Raw genomic sequence first — 13,892 nt, forward strand, 5'->3', positions numbered from 1 at the left:
AAATTCAGACAGGAACCCGTCCGGCGAACCGGCATCAGCCCCAGCGTCCTTAGGAAGCGCAGAAGAGGCGCCGCTCAGCGGCGGCGCCGTCTCGATGGGCGGTTTATAGGCCAGGCCCGGATTGGAAGTCAACACGCTCGATGAAGTTTTTTTGACGGAACGCATTTCTTTTTCCCAGCCCCCTCAAAACCCGCTCCGAGAGCCGCTTTTCGGGGGTTTTCGGCGTGCCGGGCGCTCTTCCCGATCGGGTCCCGGACACCGATCGCCGCGATCGACCCTGTCGCGGTGCAAAAATTTTCGTCGGCGAAGATCATCCCACGCCAGTCGCCCCGATTGTCCGCCCTCATCCGACGCTTTGGGGTGGCAAACGGCCAGATCGGCCCCGCGCCGTACATAGCACGTGCGAGCGCGCATGCGGGCAGGAGCGCGGCGCCCGCGCCCTTTCCCAAAACAGCCGCAATCTCCCAGCACAGGAGATCGTCCACGGCTGAACGGATTGATTCCGGCTTCCGGCACGGGCATGGTCCTGGCGCGCTTTCGTCAGGATGCGTTCAAGGCGCCTTCGCCACAGCGAGGGGCGCCATCGAGATTTCGAGACAGCCCGCAGAAGCAACCGCCGCGACATGAATGCCCATCCCGAGTTCGCACAGCCGGCCGAGCCGCTCGCCCCCGAGGCAGCGGCTCTTCTGGTCGATCTCGGGATCGAGCCGCCGATCCAGCCGGGCGATTCCCGCCAGCAGCCGCTGGACCGGCGCGGCGTCTCGCTGCGTTGGCTGTTCGCCTGCGCACTCGTCGGCTCCTGCGGCGCCGCTCTGCTCGGTGCCGCGATCCTCGTCGCGATGCGCGGCGATACCAGCTATCCCGAGCAGCCGGAGACGGTCGCGATCCGCTCCTCCTCGGCCGCGGGCGATGGCGGCGGAGCGCGCAAGGCCGACAAGCTCGTTGCCGACCAGCCGGTCATGTCGGCGCGCCACACCTTGCGGGCGCCGATGTCGCAGCGCACCGGCAACCGCGAGGTGATCCGCGTCCGGCCTTTCGTCCGCCTCGCCTCCAATCTGTCCCTGACGACGGGCGTCTACGCGTCCAATATTCCGCCCTTCAATCCGCTGCGCCTCTTCGCCGAAGGCGGGCAGCCCGAGGAGCGCTATGCCGAACCGGCCCAGGACATGCCGGATGCCGACGTCACCATCGTCAAGCGCGAGCTCGGCGATCTGACCCTGCCCTCCGGCAAGCCGCAGCTCAGCGATGCCGAGGTGATTTCGCAGGTCGAGGAAGAGCGCGCCAACATGGCCAATTCCGGCCGCCAGCGCGCCCTGCCGATCCCGCCGCAACTGATGCTGAGCCGGACGCTGACCGGCACGGCAGCGCCGGGCACCGACATTCTCGCCTATGCGCCGGCGACCGATACCCGTTTCTCCGGCATCGAGGTCCGCGTCGTCCCCGAAAACGTCACCAATGCGCCGAAGACGCCGATCCCGGCCTCGCGCGAGCCTCTCGTCGAGGACAAGCTGGTGATGGCCAAGCGCGGCGAGAATTTCGAGCAGGTCATGCGCGGCGCCGGCGTCGCGCCCGAGCAGATCCGCACGATGATCACGGCCTTCGGCGGCAAGATCCGAACCTCCGCCCTGCCCGACGGCCAGGTCCTGCAAGTGCTCTATGCGCCAGGTCCGCGCCCGGGCGATGCCCGCCAGATCATGCGCGTCTCGCTGCTCAGCAACGGCCAGCCCGACGGCACCATCGCGATGAACGACAAGGGCGCCTTCGTGCCGGTCGATCTGCCGCGGCAGGACACGGCCGGCCCGCAGCGGCCGCAGCGGCGCAACACCGAGGATGGCGACGACGAGGAGGGCTCGGGCGGCGCCCGGCTCTACGAGAGCCTCTACGAGACCGGCGCGCGGCACGACCTGCCGCGCCCCCTCGTCGACGAGCTCGTCCGCATCTTCTCCTACGACCTCGATTTCCAGCAGCGCGTCCATGGCGGCGACAATCTGGAGGTGATCTTCACCGAGGAGGACGAGGGCGAGCGGGCGGAGATTCTGTCCGCGAGCCTCACCGTCAACGGCGAGACCCGCCGCGTCTTCCGCTATCAGGCGCCCGATGACGGCCTGATCGAGTATTTCGACGACGAGGGCAAATCGCTGAAGAAGTTCCTGCTGCGCAAGCCGATCGCCGACGGCGAGCTGCGCTCGGGCTTCGGCATGCGCTACCACCCGATCATGCGCTATTCGAAGATGCATACCGGCATCGACTGGTCGAACCGGATCGGCACGCCGATCCTCGCCGCCGGCAACGGCACCGTCAGGGAAGCCGGCTGGTCGTCCGGCTACGGCAAGCACACGGTGATCGAGCACGCCAACGGCTACGTCACCACCTATTCGCACCAGTCGAATTTCGCCGCCGGCATCGTGAAGGGCGCCAAGGTGCGGCAGGGCCAGGTCATCGGCTATCTCGGCTCGACCGGCCTCTCCACTGGCCCGCACCTGCATTACGAGGTGCTGGTCAACGGCAATTTCGTCAACCCGATGAAGATCCGCGTGCCGCGCGGGCGCGAATTGCAGGGCCCCACCCTCGCCGAGTTCAAGCGCCAGCGCGACGAGATTCGCGGCCTGATCGAGAAGGCCGGCGGCACGCTCGCGCAATTGCGCTGAGCGCATGACGGCAAGGCGCCATACTCTCCGCCCCGCTCAGAGCGCTTGACAGCGCGGCCGCGAGCGGACACGGCGGAGGCAGGCCTTTCCTCTCTCGCGCGAGTCCCGAAGCCATGCTCGCTTCCCTCCTCGTCGTCCTGCCTGTCTTCGGGCTGATCGGCCTCGGCTATATCGCTCGCTGGACCAAGCTCCTGCGCGAGACCACGGGCGAGGGCCTCTCCGATTTCGTCTTCGTCCTCGCGGTACCCTGCCTGCTATTCCGCACGCTCGCGAAGGCGGATATCCCGGTGACCCAGCCCTGGGGCTACTGGATCGCCTATTTCGCTGGTCTCGCGGTGGTCTGGGCGTTGGCCATGGTCATCGCTGCCAAGTTCTTCGCCCGGAAGGGGCCGGAGCTGGTCGTCTCCGGCTTTGCCGCCGCCCAGTCCAACACGGTCTTCGTCGGCGTGCCGATGATCCTGAAGGCCTATGGCGATGCCGGCGCCGTGCCGCTCGGCCTGCTGCTCGCCATCCACCTGCCGGTCACGATGACGGTCGCCACCCTGCTGGCGGAAGGCCGCTCGGCCTCAATCCCGCAACTGATCAAGCGCCTGTTCACCCACCCGATCATCATCGGCATCCTGCTCGGATCCGCCGTGCGGCCCTTCATTGCGTATATCCCTGAGCCGGCCTGGACGCTGGTCGACCTGCTGGCGGGCGCCGCCGTGCCCTGCGCGCTGATCAGCCTGGGCATCGCCATGCGCCGCTACGGCCTCGAATCCGGGCTCGCCCTGCCGGCCGTGCTGAGCGGGTTGAAGCTCGGCCTGCATCCCCTCCTGGTCTATTGGCTGGCAACGAGGGTCTTCGAGATGCCGCCGCACTGGTCGGGCGTCGCCGTGCTGTTCGCCGCCTGCCCCTGCGGGATCAACGCCTATCTCTTCGCCGAGCGCTACCGGCAGGGCGTGGCCGACGCGTCGAGCGCGATCACGCTCTCGACGCTGCTCTCGCTCTTCACCACCGCAGCCTGGCTGACCTTCCTCGGCGTCGGCTGAACCCTCAAGCGAAGCCGAGCTGCCGGCGGATCTCTTCCGCACCGATCCCGCCCGCGCGCAAATCCGCGAGGCTCCGCGAATCCCGGCTCTTGGCCAGCTTCTGCCCGTCATCATCGAGCAGCAGATGGTGGAAATGATAGAGCGGCGTCGGCAGGCCGAGCAGGTGTTGCAAGAGGACATGGACGTCCGTCGCCGCTTCCAGATCCCGGCCGCGCACGACATGCGTCACACCCTGCAAGGCGTCGTCGACGGTGACGGCGAGATGATAGCTCGTCGGCACGTCCTTGCGGGCGAGCACGACATCGCCCCAGCGCTCGGGAGCGACCGGGACGGAATGCCGGACATCCCCCTCATCGAAAACCGCATAGCGCAACGGCTGCCTCAAGGCGGCGATCGCTGCCGCCATGTCCAGCCGCAGAACATGTGGCTCCCCCGCCGCGATGCGTCGCGCCGCGTCATCCGGGTCGAGCCTCTTGCAGAGGCCGGGATAGAGCGGCGCGCCATCCGGATCGACCGGCCAGGGCTGCCCGGTCGCGGCTTCCCGTGCCCCGACTGCGTTGCGGATTTCCTGCCGCGAGCAGAAGCAGGGATAGACCAGTCCACGCTGACGCAAGGCAGCTAGTGCCCCGGCATAATCGTCGAAATGCGCCGATTGCCTGCGGTGGCCCGGCTCGAACCGGATGCCGAGCCAGGCGAGGTCCTCTTCGATGCCCTCGACGAATTCCGGCCGGCAGCGGGTGATGTCGATATCCTCGATCCGCAGCAGCAGGCGCCCGCCGAACCGGCGCGCCAGCGCTTCATTGGTCAGGGCCGACAGCGCATGGCCGAGATGGAGGCGCCCGTTTGGGCTCGGCGCGAAACGGAAAACGGGTGGAGCAGGCGGCATCGCTCCTGTCTAAAGCATTTTCGAGCGAGACGGACACCGGTTCGCGTGAAGAAAATGCATCAAAACAACGGCCTAGAGCGCCGCAGCCAAGCGCCCCCCTGCTGACGGAAACCGTCGTCTCTGCCATCGATACCGGGACCATGATCGAGAGAATCACATCCAATGCCGATCTTGAGGAAGGCATGGCCGCCCTCGTCGCCCTGCACCCGGACTGGCAGCCGATCGTCGCGCGCACCGGCCTGCCGCCCCTGCGGCTGCGCGAGGGTGGCTTTCCCGGCCTCGCCGCGATCATCGTCTCCCAGCAATTGTCGGTCGCGAGCGCGCGCGCCGTCTGGAACCGCTTCGCCGGCGTCTTCGTGCCGCTGACGCCCGAGCGCGTGCTCGCCGCGACGGATGACGACATGCGCCTGTCCGGCCTGTCGCGGCCGAAGCAGCGCACGCTGCTTGCACTCGCAAGCGCCCTGGTCGAACGGCGTTTCGCCTTCGAGGCGCTCGAACACGCCTCCCCGGAGGAGGTTCACGCACAGATGACGGCGATCTCGGGCATCGGTCCCTGGACGGCGGATGTCTATCTGCTGTTCTGTCTCGGCCATCGCGACGGCTTCGCCGCCGGCGATCTCGCCATCCAGGAAGCCGCCCGCCACGCCTTCGGCCTCACCGCCCGCCCGAAACCGGCCGAGCTCCAGGCGATGGCGGAGGCCTGGCGGCCCTGGCGCGGCGTTGCGGCGCGGCTGCTCTGGGCGGATTACGCCCTGCTGAAACGCCGCGAGGGCATCAACGCCTGAGCGCCTGCGCTTTCAATGAAGAGCGCGTGTCATCCCGGACGCAGCGAAGCGGAGATCCGGGATCCATGCCTGAACATTGACCGGAAGCGTTCCGGAATGGATCCCGGGTCAAGCCCGGGATGACGGCGTGTTTCCTCGCGAGCGCGAGAGGTGAGGAGACGCGGTCTTGGATCAGCCCCGCGTGATCTGGAGCGCCGTCTGCGCCGCCGCGCGCAGCATGCCGGAATCGCTCATCACCGTGACCATGCGCGCGCCCATGTCGAGGCCCTGCTTCGCACGCTCCGCCGTCGCGCAATAGAAGGCGACCGGCTTGTTCACCGCCGAAGCGCGGGCGACGACATGCTTGAGCGCCTCATCGACCTCGCGCGCGGTGGCATCGACCCTGGCCCCGCCGGAGAGAGCGATCGACAGGTCGGACGGCCCGACGAACAGGGCGTCGATCCCGTCCAGCGCCAGGATGTCGTCGACGATCGCCATCGCCTCACGCGTCTCGATCATCGCGAAGGTCATCGAGAAGCCGTTCGCGGCCTTGAGATAGCTGTTCTGATCGAGGCCCGAAGCGCCGAGTCCGCCATAGCTGCCCCAGCTGCGCTCGCCCATCGGCGGATACTTGGCATAGGCCGCGAAGCGGCGGGCATCTTCCATCGTGTTGATCATAGGCGCGATGACGCCGGAGACGCCGCTGTCGAACAGCTTCGAGACGTTCTGGAACTCGCCGACGGGAATGCGCGCGATCGCGGGCTTGCCGGCTGCGTTGATCAGCGGGATCGCGCGGATGACCTCACCGAGCGTGATCGGCCCGTGTTGCATGTCGAGCGTGATCGCATCGAAATCCTCCTGCGCCAGGACCGCCGCGATCGACGGGTCGGGCAGGCCGCACCAGGCCGAGACGACGCTGTCACCCCGGGCGAAACGATCGGCGAGGGAAGCGAGGACGGTGGGCTTGGCCATGATGCGTTCATCCGTGTCTGGCCGCATTTCGGGCGTTGCGGCGGTCGATGCAGGTTGAACAGTGTCAGGCCGGAAAAGCAAACGGGCGCCCATGCGCCCGTTTCAAAGACGTCCTGCGTCAGCCGGGATGCGAGCCGGCTGTGGTGCTGTTAGCGCCCCGCCTGGATGTCGTCGGCCGCCTTGATCAGCAGCTCGGTCATCACGGTGCGGATTTCGGTGTCCGCGACGGTGACGCCGGCCAGCGCGAAGTCGTTCTTGACCTTGCGCACCACGTCCTCGTCGCCGGCCTCCTCGAAATCGGCCACGACGACCGACTTGGCATAGGCCTCGGCATCCGCGCCGCTCTTGCCGAGCTTCTCGGCAGCCCAGAGCCCGAGCAGCTTGTTGCGCCGGGCCGTCGCCTTGAAGCGCAGCTCCTCGTCATGGGCGAACTTGTTCTCGTAGGCGTCCTTGCGCTGGTCGAAGGTCGTCATGCGGCGTCCATGTCCTTGTCTGGGGAATATGTCGATCAACCATATAGGTTGCTCGTGAGGCGAGAGCCAGCCTCGATCCGGGTCTTCAGCGGTCTTTAAGCGTCTGGAAGCCTCCAAACGCCGATTTGTTGCGTTTACGACGTAGACGCTCCATATAGCAGGCGCGAGAGCACCGCCGGTGTTCCCGCACGCAACCGGCATCGTTGCCGCCGCTGGATTCGTACCCAACGTGTCCGACAGGCCGACGACGCCGGACAAGAACAGATCAGGGGCCAGATCCCGCCGCGAGACCATCGCGTCCAGAGAAGGGCCAACCTTTGGATTTCCTCAAGCCACGGTACATACCCATGAATCGCCGCCGTCGCATTTACGAAGGCAAGGCGAAGGTCCTCTATGAAGGACCCGAGCCCGGTACGCTGATCCAGCATTTCAAGGATGACGCCACCGCCTTCAATGCCAAGAAGCATGAAGTGATCGACGGCAAGGGCGTGCTCAACAACCGCATCTCCGAGCACATCTTCTCGAATCTCAACGATATCGGGGTGCCCACGCATTTCATCCGCCGGCTGAACATGCGCGAGCAGCTCATCCGCGAGGTCGAGATCATCCCGCTCGAGGTCGTCGTGCGCAACATCGCCGCCGGCTCGCTCGCCACCCGCCTCGGCCTCGAGGAAGGCACGCAGCTGCCGCGCTCGATCATCGAGTTCTACTACAAGAACGATGCGCTGAACGATCCGATGGTCTCGGAAGAGCACATCACCGCCTTCGGCTGGGCGACGCCGCAGGAGATCGACGACATCATGGCGCTCGCCATCCGCGTCAACGATTTCCTCTCCGGCCTCTTCCTCGGCGCCGGCATCCGCCTCGTCGACTTCAAGATGGAGACGGGCCGGCTCTGGGAAGGCGAGATGATGCGCATCGTCGTCGCCGACGAGATCAGCCCTGATTCCTGCCGGCTCTGGGACATCAAGTCCAAGGACAAGATGGACAAGGACCGCTTCCGCCGCGACATGGGCGGCCTGATCGAGGCTTATTCCGAGGTCGCCCGCCGCCTCGGCATTCTCGGCGAGAACGAGAACCCCGGCCCGTCCGGCCCGCGCCTCGTGCAGTGAGCGCCATCGCTCGGCCATCATCGCGATTGAAACGGGGGCGCATGCGCTCCCGTTTTCATGTCGCAGCCTTGGCTCTCGCCGGCGGCCTCCTGCTCGGCGCCTGCTCCTATCATTTCGGGCCGGGTATCGCCGACCTGCCGGCTTCGCAGGGCTGGCAGACCCTGCCGATCGCCTCCTGGGTGCTGAATGACGGGCTCGAAGCCCGCTCGATGGTGTTCTGCCCGCGCGACACCTGCACGCGCCAGGGCTTCGCCGCCGTGATCGCCCTCGAAGGCGAACAGGCCCGCGACATGGAAAAGGCCCTGTCGGAAAGCCCGGCGAGCCTCGGGCAGGCCTTCGCCCGGATGGCGGCAGCGAAAGCGGCCGAACGCCGCAAGGCGCAGCGCAGGCTGAAGCGGAAGCCCGAAGCGAAACCGGAAGCCCGCAGCGCGACCGACGTCGCCCGCATCGATTCGACTGATGCCAAAGGCGTTCTCGTCACGATCCGCTCGCTCGATACCGCCGGCCGTCAGGCCGTCACCGCGATCCTCTATGGCCGCGAGGCCGACCGGCTCGTGCTGGCACTCGCCGTCAGCGAGACCGCCGAGGCCGCCCGCCGCGATGCCGAAGCCGCCTGGCGCAGCCGCTGATTCACGTGAAACGGCGGGAAACGGTTGAGCCCGCTTCGATTCGCCGTTAAGGCACCCGTAACAATCCGCGTCCGGAGAACCCCATGAAAGCCCGCGTCACCGTCACCCTGAAGAACGGCGTGCTCGATCCGCAGGGCAAGGCGATCGAAGGCGCGCTGAAGTCGCTCGGCATCGACGGCGTCGATTCCGTCCGCCAGGGCAAGGTCTTCGACATCGAGCTCTCGGGCTCGGACAAGGCCGCCGCCGAGGCCGCCCTCAAGGCCGCCTGCGACAAGCTCCTCGCCAACACCGTGATCGAGAACTACCGCGTCGAGATCGGAGCCTGAGCGATGAAAGCCGCCGTCATCACCTTTCCCGGCTCCAACCGTGACGGCGACGTCGCCAAGGCGCTGAAGCAGGCCGGCGCCGAGGTCACCCATATCTGGCACGGCGACAGCGAGCTGCCGGCCGGAACCGATCTCGTCGTGCTGCCGGGCGGCTTCTCCTATGGCGACTATCTGCGCACCGGCGCCATTGCCGGCCGCGCCCATATCATGGACGCCACCCGCGCCCATGCCGCCCGCGGCGGCTATGTGCTGGGCATCTGCAACGGCTTCCAGATCGCCTGCGAGGCCGGGCTGCTGCCGGGTATCCTCGTGCGCAACGCCCATCTGAAATTCGTCTGCAAGCGCCAGCACCTCAAGGTCGAGCGCAACGACACGCCCTATACGAGCGCCTATGCCAAGGGCCAGACGATCGATGTCTGCATCGCCCATGGCGAGGGAAACTACATCGCCGATGCCGAAACGCTCGCCCGCCTCGAAGGCGAAGGCCTCGTCGCCTTCCGCTATGCGGATGCCGAAGGCAACGTCACCCCGGCGGCGAACCCGAACGGCTCGCTCAACAGCATCGCCGGCATCTATTCGCCCGGCTTCAACGTGCTCGGCCTGATGCCGCACCCGGAAAACCTGATCGATTCGCTCGTCGGCGGCACGGATGGGCGCGGCCTGTTCCAGAGCCTCGTCGGCTCCAGGCGCGCGGCCTGACATCCCCGAGATTGCTTCCCGATCCACGCGCAGCGCGCCGGTCGGGAGCTTCGCCGCTCCAGCTATTTCGCTTCGGACTTGCCCTTCATCAGGAAGAGCGAGAGGGCAGCGATCATCAGAGCAAGCGGAACTCCGAATTCGAGGAGATTCTGACTCCCGTCCCAGGAGACCGCTTCTCTCAGGAACAGCACTGCCAGCACCGCGATAACGATACTGATCAGGCTGCTTTTCAGATCCTCGAAATTATTGATCGTCAGCCATTTCGGCAGCGGAATATCATCGTCGATGAAGAGCTTATACAGCCCGATTCCGATGATATAGACCGCGATCGCGATCAGGAAGACATCGACGGCCTCGACCAGGCCGACTGCGAAAACCTTGACCGCTTTCGAGGATGCTTCCGCCTGCCGGACCGTGTTGGCGAAGGTCAGTCCCAGCACCATCATCTCGTAGAACATCAGCACCAGTGAGCCCAGCAATGCGCCCAGCACCGGGATCAGCATCATATAGCGGCTGGAAGACAGGATACGCTTCAGCATCGGAACGTCTCTGGCAGGCAGGTCGGCGGCATCCACTCGCATCGTCGCGCGGAACCGTTGCGGTTCGCGCGAAAAAGCGATCCCGCGAAAGCTAGGACATCGACTGAAAAAGGGAAACTCCATCGCACGGCAACCCGAGGGCGAATTGCGGCGCTGGTCGCGATGTCAGGCCGGATCGGCAGCGCTGATCAGCGGGCCTTCAGCGCCCGCTGCAGCAGCTTGCTCGCCGCCATCTGGTCGAGCGGGCCGACATGTTTCTCAAGGATGCGCCCGTCCGGCCCGATGACGAAGGTCTCGGGCACACCGTAGACGCCCCATTCGATCGCCCCGCGCCCGGCAGCATCCACGCCGACGGCCGAGAACGGATTGCCGAGCGCGCCGAGGAAGCGGCGGGCATTCTCGGCCTCGTCCTTGTAGTTCATCCCGACCAGCGCGACCTTGCCCTGCTTCACCGCATCGGTCTCGGCCAGGCCCATCAGCACGGGATGCTCGACCCGGCAGGGCGCGCACCAGCTTGCCCAGACATTGACCAGCGTCGCCTTCCCGCCGGCCAGATCGGCATTGCCGAAAGCCGGCACGGGCTTGCCGTCCCGCTGCAATCCCTCCAGTGGCGCAAGCGTGATCGCCGGCGCGATGCGCCCGATCAGGGCGGAGGGCACCTTGCTCTTGTCGCCGCTGAACAGGCCGACGCCGAAGACGATGGCGAGCAGGCCGAAAATGATCAGCGGTGCGAGAAAGACGAGCGGCGAACGCCGCCGCGGCACAGCTTCGGCCTGGCTCATGCCGCCTCCCGGCCCGAACGACGGCCGGCGCCGCGGCGCTCCAGCGCATCGAGCGCCCGCTTCTGGGCGGCGTGGTCGCGCAGGATCGCCAGCGTCAGCCCGACGAGAACGAGCCCCGCCGCGCCATAGGACGCCAGGATGAAGCCGGCATGTGGCCCGATGGCGTCGAGAAGCGCGCTCATGCCGGCGCGCCTTGCGCCGCCAGCCGGTCGAGCCGCTCGGCTTCGAGGATCGTCAGCGTCCGCACGCGCCGGCGCATGATCTCGGCACGCATCGCGACCATGTGGAGCGACAGCGCCATCAGCGTGAAGCCGACGGCCAGGATCAGCAGCGGCCAGAGCATCGAGGCATGGATCGTCGGCCCGTCCATGCGCAGCACCGAGGCCGGCTGGTGCAGCGTGTTCCACCAGTCGACCGAGAACTTGATGATCGGCACGTTGACGAAGCCGACCAGCGTCAGGATGGCGACGGCCCGCGCCGCGCGCGAGGGATCGTCGAGCACCCGCCAGAGCGCGATCAGGCCGAGATAGATCAGCAGCAGCACGAGCATGGAGGTCAGCCGCGCGTCCCAGACCCAGTAGGTGCCCCACATCGGCTTGCCCCAGAGCGCGCCGGTGACCAGGCAGATCAGCGCGAAACAGGCGCCGATCGGCGCGGCCGCCTTCTGCGCGACATCGGCAAGCGGATGGCGCCAGACCAGCGTACCCAACGCCGAGAGCGCCATCATCGAATAGAACATCATGGCGAGCCAGGCGGCCGGCACATGGATGAACATGATGCGGATGGTCTCGCCCTGCTGGTAGTCGGCGGGCGCCTTGAACCAGGCGAGATAGAGCCCGACGACGATCAACAGCGCCGCGATCGCGGCGAGCCACGGCAGCAACGCGGCCGAGAAACGCATGAAGCGCGTCGGATTGGCGAGGTCGATCAGGCTGGCCATGATGCCGGCGATGTCACGTGCGGGGGCTTGAGCGCCATGGCGCAGCTTTAGCAATCTCGACGGGTTCCAAGCAATGGATGCCGACAGGCTGCGACAATCACGCTTCGGCTAGTTCTCGTCCTCTGCCGAGGAGGCATCCGCCCCGCCCTTGTCGACGATGCCGAACTGCTTCGACTGAACGCCTTCTCCCGCGAGGTCGAACCCCTCCGCCGCCAGCCCCCGCCGTAGCAACTCACGTACGGCTGCGGCGCGGCTCGGCATGCGCTTGGCGAAACGCCAGTCCTCAAGCGCGCGCAGCTCTTCCTGGCTGAGCATGATCTGCAGGCGTTCGCCGCGTTCGTCGGACGACATCTTTGGTGCAACCGCATCAAAATGAGTAAGTGACGATAACAGGGCCTCCGGCTGCGATGCAAGCAGCGCCCCAGAAGCCGCCACCGGAGTCTGTTCCTGCAGTTTGTTATCTTACTAAACTATTGAAAATATTATTCTTTTTCATTCCCCCATCTTGCGTTGCCGGCATCCTTGCGCTAGCCTGACATCAGGAGGATCGACCATGTTGATCAAGCTGTCGGAAGACATGCAGCGTGCCGTCGAGATGAAGGTACGCAGCAAGATCGACGAGGCGCCCATTCTCGACGTCAACGCCGCCGCCGAGGAAATTCGCCTCGTCTTCGTCGAACGCAACATCGCTCTCGAGGATATCGCGGCCTCCGTCGCCAGGTTCGCGACGCAATGCGGCCATCCCGTCGAGTTCGCACCGCAGGCTCCCCAGCGCGACTGAGCCGCCTATTCGGCCGATCGCAGCGCTGCCGCCGCCGCCACCGTGCCGACCACAATGGCACCGAGCGAGATCGCGCAGAGGATCAGGAACGGCGTCAGGAAGGGCACGGTGCCACCGACGGCCGCATTGGCGGCGGACACCCCGAAGATCAGCACCGGCACCGTCAAGGGCGCCACCAGCACGGGCACGATCAAGCCGCCGCGCCTGAGGCTTGCGGCCAGCGCAGCGCCGCCCGCCCCGATGAAGCTGAGTGCCGGCGTGCCGACCAGAAGCGTCGCGACCAGCGGCAGGACGCCCTCGCCCGGCAAGGCTACCAGCAAACCGAGCAATGGCGAGACCAGCGCCAGCGGCAGCCCCGTCGTCAGCCAATGGGCCAGCCCCTTGGCCAGAACGGCGAGTTCCAGCGGCAGCGCCGACGCCCGGATCAGGTCGAGTGAACCGTCCTCCTCGTCGCTCTGGAACAGGCGGTCGAGTCCGATCAGGACGGAGAGCAGCGCGCCGAGCCAGAGGATCGCCGGCCCGATCCGCGAGAGCAGATTGAGATCGGGCCCGAGCGCAAAGGGCACGAGTACGACGAGCGTCAGGAAGAAGACGAGCGCCAGCTCGCCCCCGCCGCCGGCCCGGCTTGCGACGGCAAGGTCGCGCTTCAGGATCGCAACGAAAGCGCGTCTCACGGTCCGATCCTGACTTCGCGCGCGCCCTCGATCCCGAGCGGACCATGGGTCGCGGCGAGAATCGCACCGCCTTCGGCCAGATGATCCCGCATCAATCCGGCGACCATCGCCTGCGACGCCGTGTCGAGGGCCGAAAGCGGCTCGTCGAGCAGCCAGTAGGGACGGCGCGACACGAGCAGCCGCGCCAGTGCGACGCGTCGACGCTGCCCGGCCGAAAGATAGCCCGCCGGCAGCTCCGCGGCATGGCCAAGCCCGACGACGGCCAGCGCCTCGTCCGGCGTCGCGGCAGCATCGCCCAGCACATCCCTGGCGAAGGCGAGGTTTTCGCGGGCCGTCAGCGCCGTCTTCAGCCCGTCGCGATGCCCGACGAGGTGTGAAACCTCCGCGAGATCGGCCTCATCCTCCGCACCCTCCAGCCGGATGTTGCCGCCATCGGGCCGGAGTTTTCCGCAGAGCATGGCGATCAGGCTCGACTTCCCGGCGCCGTTGCGGCCGGTCAGCGCGATCGCTTCGCCCGGTTGCAACGTGAAGCTCAAGCCTTCGAAAATCAGCCTGCCGCTACGTCGGCAGGCGAGATTCTCGGCGAGAAGGCGCGTCGGCGGGAATGGAACTTGCTTCAAGGCAGCGCTGCCGCAG

The 13,892-nt window shown here is 66.7% G+C and carries 18 protein-coding genes; 8 read left to right on the forward strand and 10 right to left on the reverse strand.

Annotated elements, in window-relative coordinates; all coding sequences use genetic code 11:
* Positions 1–623: 623 nt before the first annotated feature.
* Together WFK61_RS24070 and WFK61_RS24075 are read left to right on the forward strand one after the other, a co-directional pair.
* Positions 624–2,648 carry a M23 family metallopeptidase gene (locus tag WFK61_RS24070; RefSeq protein ID WP_336814589.1) on the forward strand — a complete coding sequence of 675 codons (2,025 nt, stop codon included), beginning with the start codon at positions 624–626 and terminating at the stop codon, positions 2,646–2,648.
* Positions 2,649–2,761: 113 nt separating this feature from the next.
* A complete protein-coding gene (locus WFK61_RS24075) occupies positions 2,762–3,679 on the forward strand; it encodes an AEC family transporter (protein ID WP_336814590.1) in 918 nt (305 codons plus the stop codon).
* A gap of 4 nt (positions 3,680–3,683) precedes the next feature.
* Here WFK61_RS24075 and gluQRS read toward each other — a convergent pair whose 3' ends face one another.
* On the reverse strand, positions 3,684–4,565 hold the full coding sequence (gluQRS, locus tag WFK61_RS24080) for a tRNA glutamyl-Q(34) synthetase GluQRS (protein ID WP_336814591.1): 882 nt from the start codon (positions 4,563–4,565) through the stop codon (positions 3,684–3,686).
* A gap of 140 nt (positions 4,566–4,705) precedes the next feature.
* Between gluQRS and WFK61_RS24085 the strand changes: the two genes are divergently transcribed.
* Positions 4,706–5,350, forward strand: a complete 645-nt coding sequence (locus tag WFK61_RS24085) for a DNA-3-methyladenine glycosylase family protein (protein ID WP_336814592.1) — start codon at positions 4,706–4,708, stop codon at positions 5,348–5,350.
* Between the two features lie 171 nt (positions 5,351–5,521).
* Here WFK61_RS24085 and WFK61_RS24090 read toward each other — a convergent pair whose 3' ends face one another.
* Both WFK61_RS24090 and WFK61_RS24095 read right to left on the reverse strand, forming a co-directional pair.
* Positions 5,522–6,301, reverse strand: a complete 780-nt coding sequence (locus tag WFK61_RS24090; protein ID WP_336814593.1) for an HpcH/HpaI aldolase family protein — start codon at positions 6,299–6,301, stop codon at positions 5,522–5,524.
* 149 nt (positions 6,302–6,450) lie between these two features.
* Complete coding sequence (locus tag WFK61_RS24095; RefSeq protein ID WP_257735083.1) at positions 6,451–6,774, reverse strand: DUF1476 domain-containing protein; 324 nt, start codon at positions 6,772–6,774, stop codon at positions 6,451–6,453.
* Between the two features lie 317 nt (positions 6,775–7,091).
* Between WFK61_RS24095 and purC the strand changes: the two genes are divergently transcribed.
* The 4 genes from purC (at position 7,092) to purQ (ending at position 9,540) form a co-directional block, all read left to right on the forward strand.
* Positions 7,092–7,886 (forward strand): phosphoribosylaminoimidazolesuccinocarboxamide synthase, encoded by a 795-nt coding sequence (purC, locus tag WFK61_RS24100; RefSeq protein ID WP_257735084.1) that lies wholly within the window; start codon positions 7,092–7,094, stop codon positions 7,884–7,886.
* Positions 7,887–7,927: 41 nt separating this feature from the next.
* On the forward strand, positions 7,928–8,515 hold the full coding sequence (locus WFK61_RS24105) for a hypothetical protein (RefSeq protein WP_336814594.1): 588 nt from the start codon (positions 7,928–7,930) through the stop codon (positions 8,513–8,515).
* An 83-nt stretch (positions 8,516–8,598) separates the two neighbouring features.
* Positions 8,599–8,841, forward strand: a complete 243-nt coding sequence (gene purS, locus WFK61_RS24110; protein ID WP_257735086.1) for a phosphoribosylformylglycinamidine synthase subunit PurS — start codon at positions 8,599–8,601, stop codon at positions 8,839–8,841.
* 3 nt (positions 8,842–8,844) lie between these two features.
* A complete protein-coding gene (gene purQ / locus WFK61_RS24115) occupies positions 8,845–9,540 on the forward strand; it encodes a phosphoribosylformylglycinamidine synthase subunit PurQ (RefSeq protein WP_336814595.1) in 696 nt (231 codons plus the stop codon).
* Positions 9,541–9,602: 62 nt separating this feature from the next.
* Here the strand turns inward: purQ and WFK61_RS24120 are convergent, their stop codons facing one another.
* The 5 genes from WFK61_RS24120 to WFK61_RS24140 form a co-directional block, all read right to left on the reverse strand.
* Positions 9,603–10,202, reverse strand: coding sequence for a YqhA family protein (locus WFK61_RS24120; RefSeq protein ID WP_336814596.1), 600 nt, complete (start codon positions 10,200–10,202; stop codon positions 9,603–9,605).
* A 65-nt stretch (positions 10,203–10,267) separates the two neighbouring features.
* Positions 10,268–10,861 (reverse strand): DsbE family thiol:disulfide interchange protein, encoded by a 594-nt coding sequence (locus WFK61_RS24125; protein ID WP_336814597.1) that lies wholly within the window; start codon positions 10,859–10,861, stop codon positions 10,268–10,270.
* Entirely contained in the window at positions 10,858–11,043 is a 186-nt protein-coding gene (ccmD, locus tag WFK61_RS24130; protein WP_336814598.1) for a heme exporter protein CcmD, read from the reverse strand. Before ccmD ends, WFK61_RS24125 begins: the two co-directional genes overlap by 4 nt.
* Complete coding sequence (locus WFK61_RS24135) at positions 11,040–11,801, reverse strand: heme ABC transporter permease (RefSeq protein ID WP_336814599.1); 762 nt, start codon at positions 11,799–11,801, stop codon at positions 11,040–11,042. The genes ccmD and WFK61_RS24135 overlap by 4 nt, the downstream gene beginning before the upstream one ends.
* A gap of 108 nt (positions 11,802–11,909) precedes the next feature.
* Entirely contained in the window at positions 11,910–12,152 is a 243-nt protein-coding gene (locus WFK61_RS24140; RefSeq protein WP_336814600.1) for a hypothetical protein, read from the reverse strand.
* A gap of 202 nt (positions 12,153–12,354) precedes the next feature.
* Here WFK61_RS24140 and WFK61_RS24145 point away from each other — a divergent pair, with 202 nt between their 5' ends.
* Entirely contained in the window at positions 12,355–12,582 is a 228-nt protein-coding gene (locus WFK61_RS24145; protein WP_336814601.1) for a hypothetical protein, read from the forward strand.
* A gap of 5 nt (positions 12,583–12,587) precedes the next feature.
* Here WFK61_RS24145 and ccmB read toward each other — a convergent pair whose 3' ends face one another.
* Together ccmB and ccmA are read right to left on the reverse strand one after the other, a co-directional pair.
* Positions 12,588–13,256: a heme exporter protein CcmB gene (ccmB, locus tag WFK61_RS24150; RefSeq protein WP_336814602.1), complete on the reverse strand. Its 669-nt coding sequence runs from the start codon at positions 13,254–13,256 to the stop codon at positions 12,588–12,590.
* Entirely contained in the window at positions 13,253–13,876 is a 624-nt protein-coding gene (gene ccmA / locus WFK61_RS24155) for a heme ABC exporter ATP-binding protein CcmA (RefSeq protein ID WP_336814603.1), read from the reverse strand. The genes ccmB and ccmA overlap by 4 nt, the downstream gene beginning before the upstream one ends.
* Between the last annotated feature and the right edge of the window lie 16 nt (positions 13,877–13,892).

This window comes from Allobosea sp. MMO-172, assembly GCF_037147855.1.
In the GTDB taxonomy this organism is placed as follows: Bacteria; Pseudomonadota; Alphaproteobacteria; order Rhizobiales; family Beijerinckiaceae; genus Allobosea.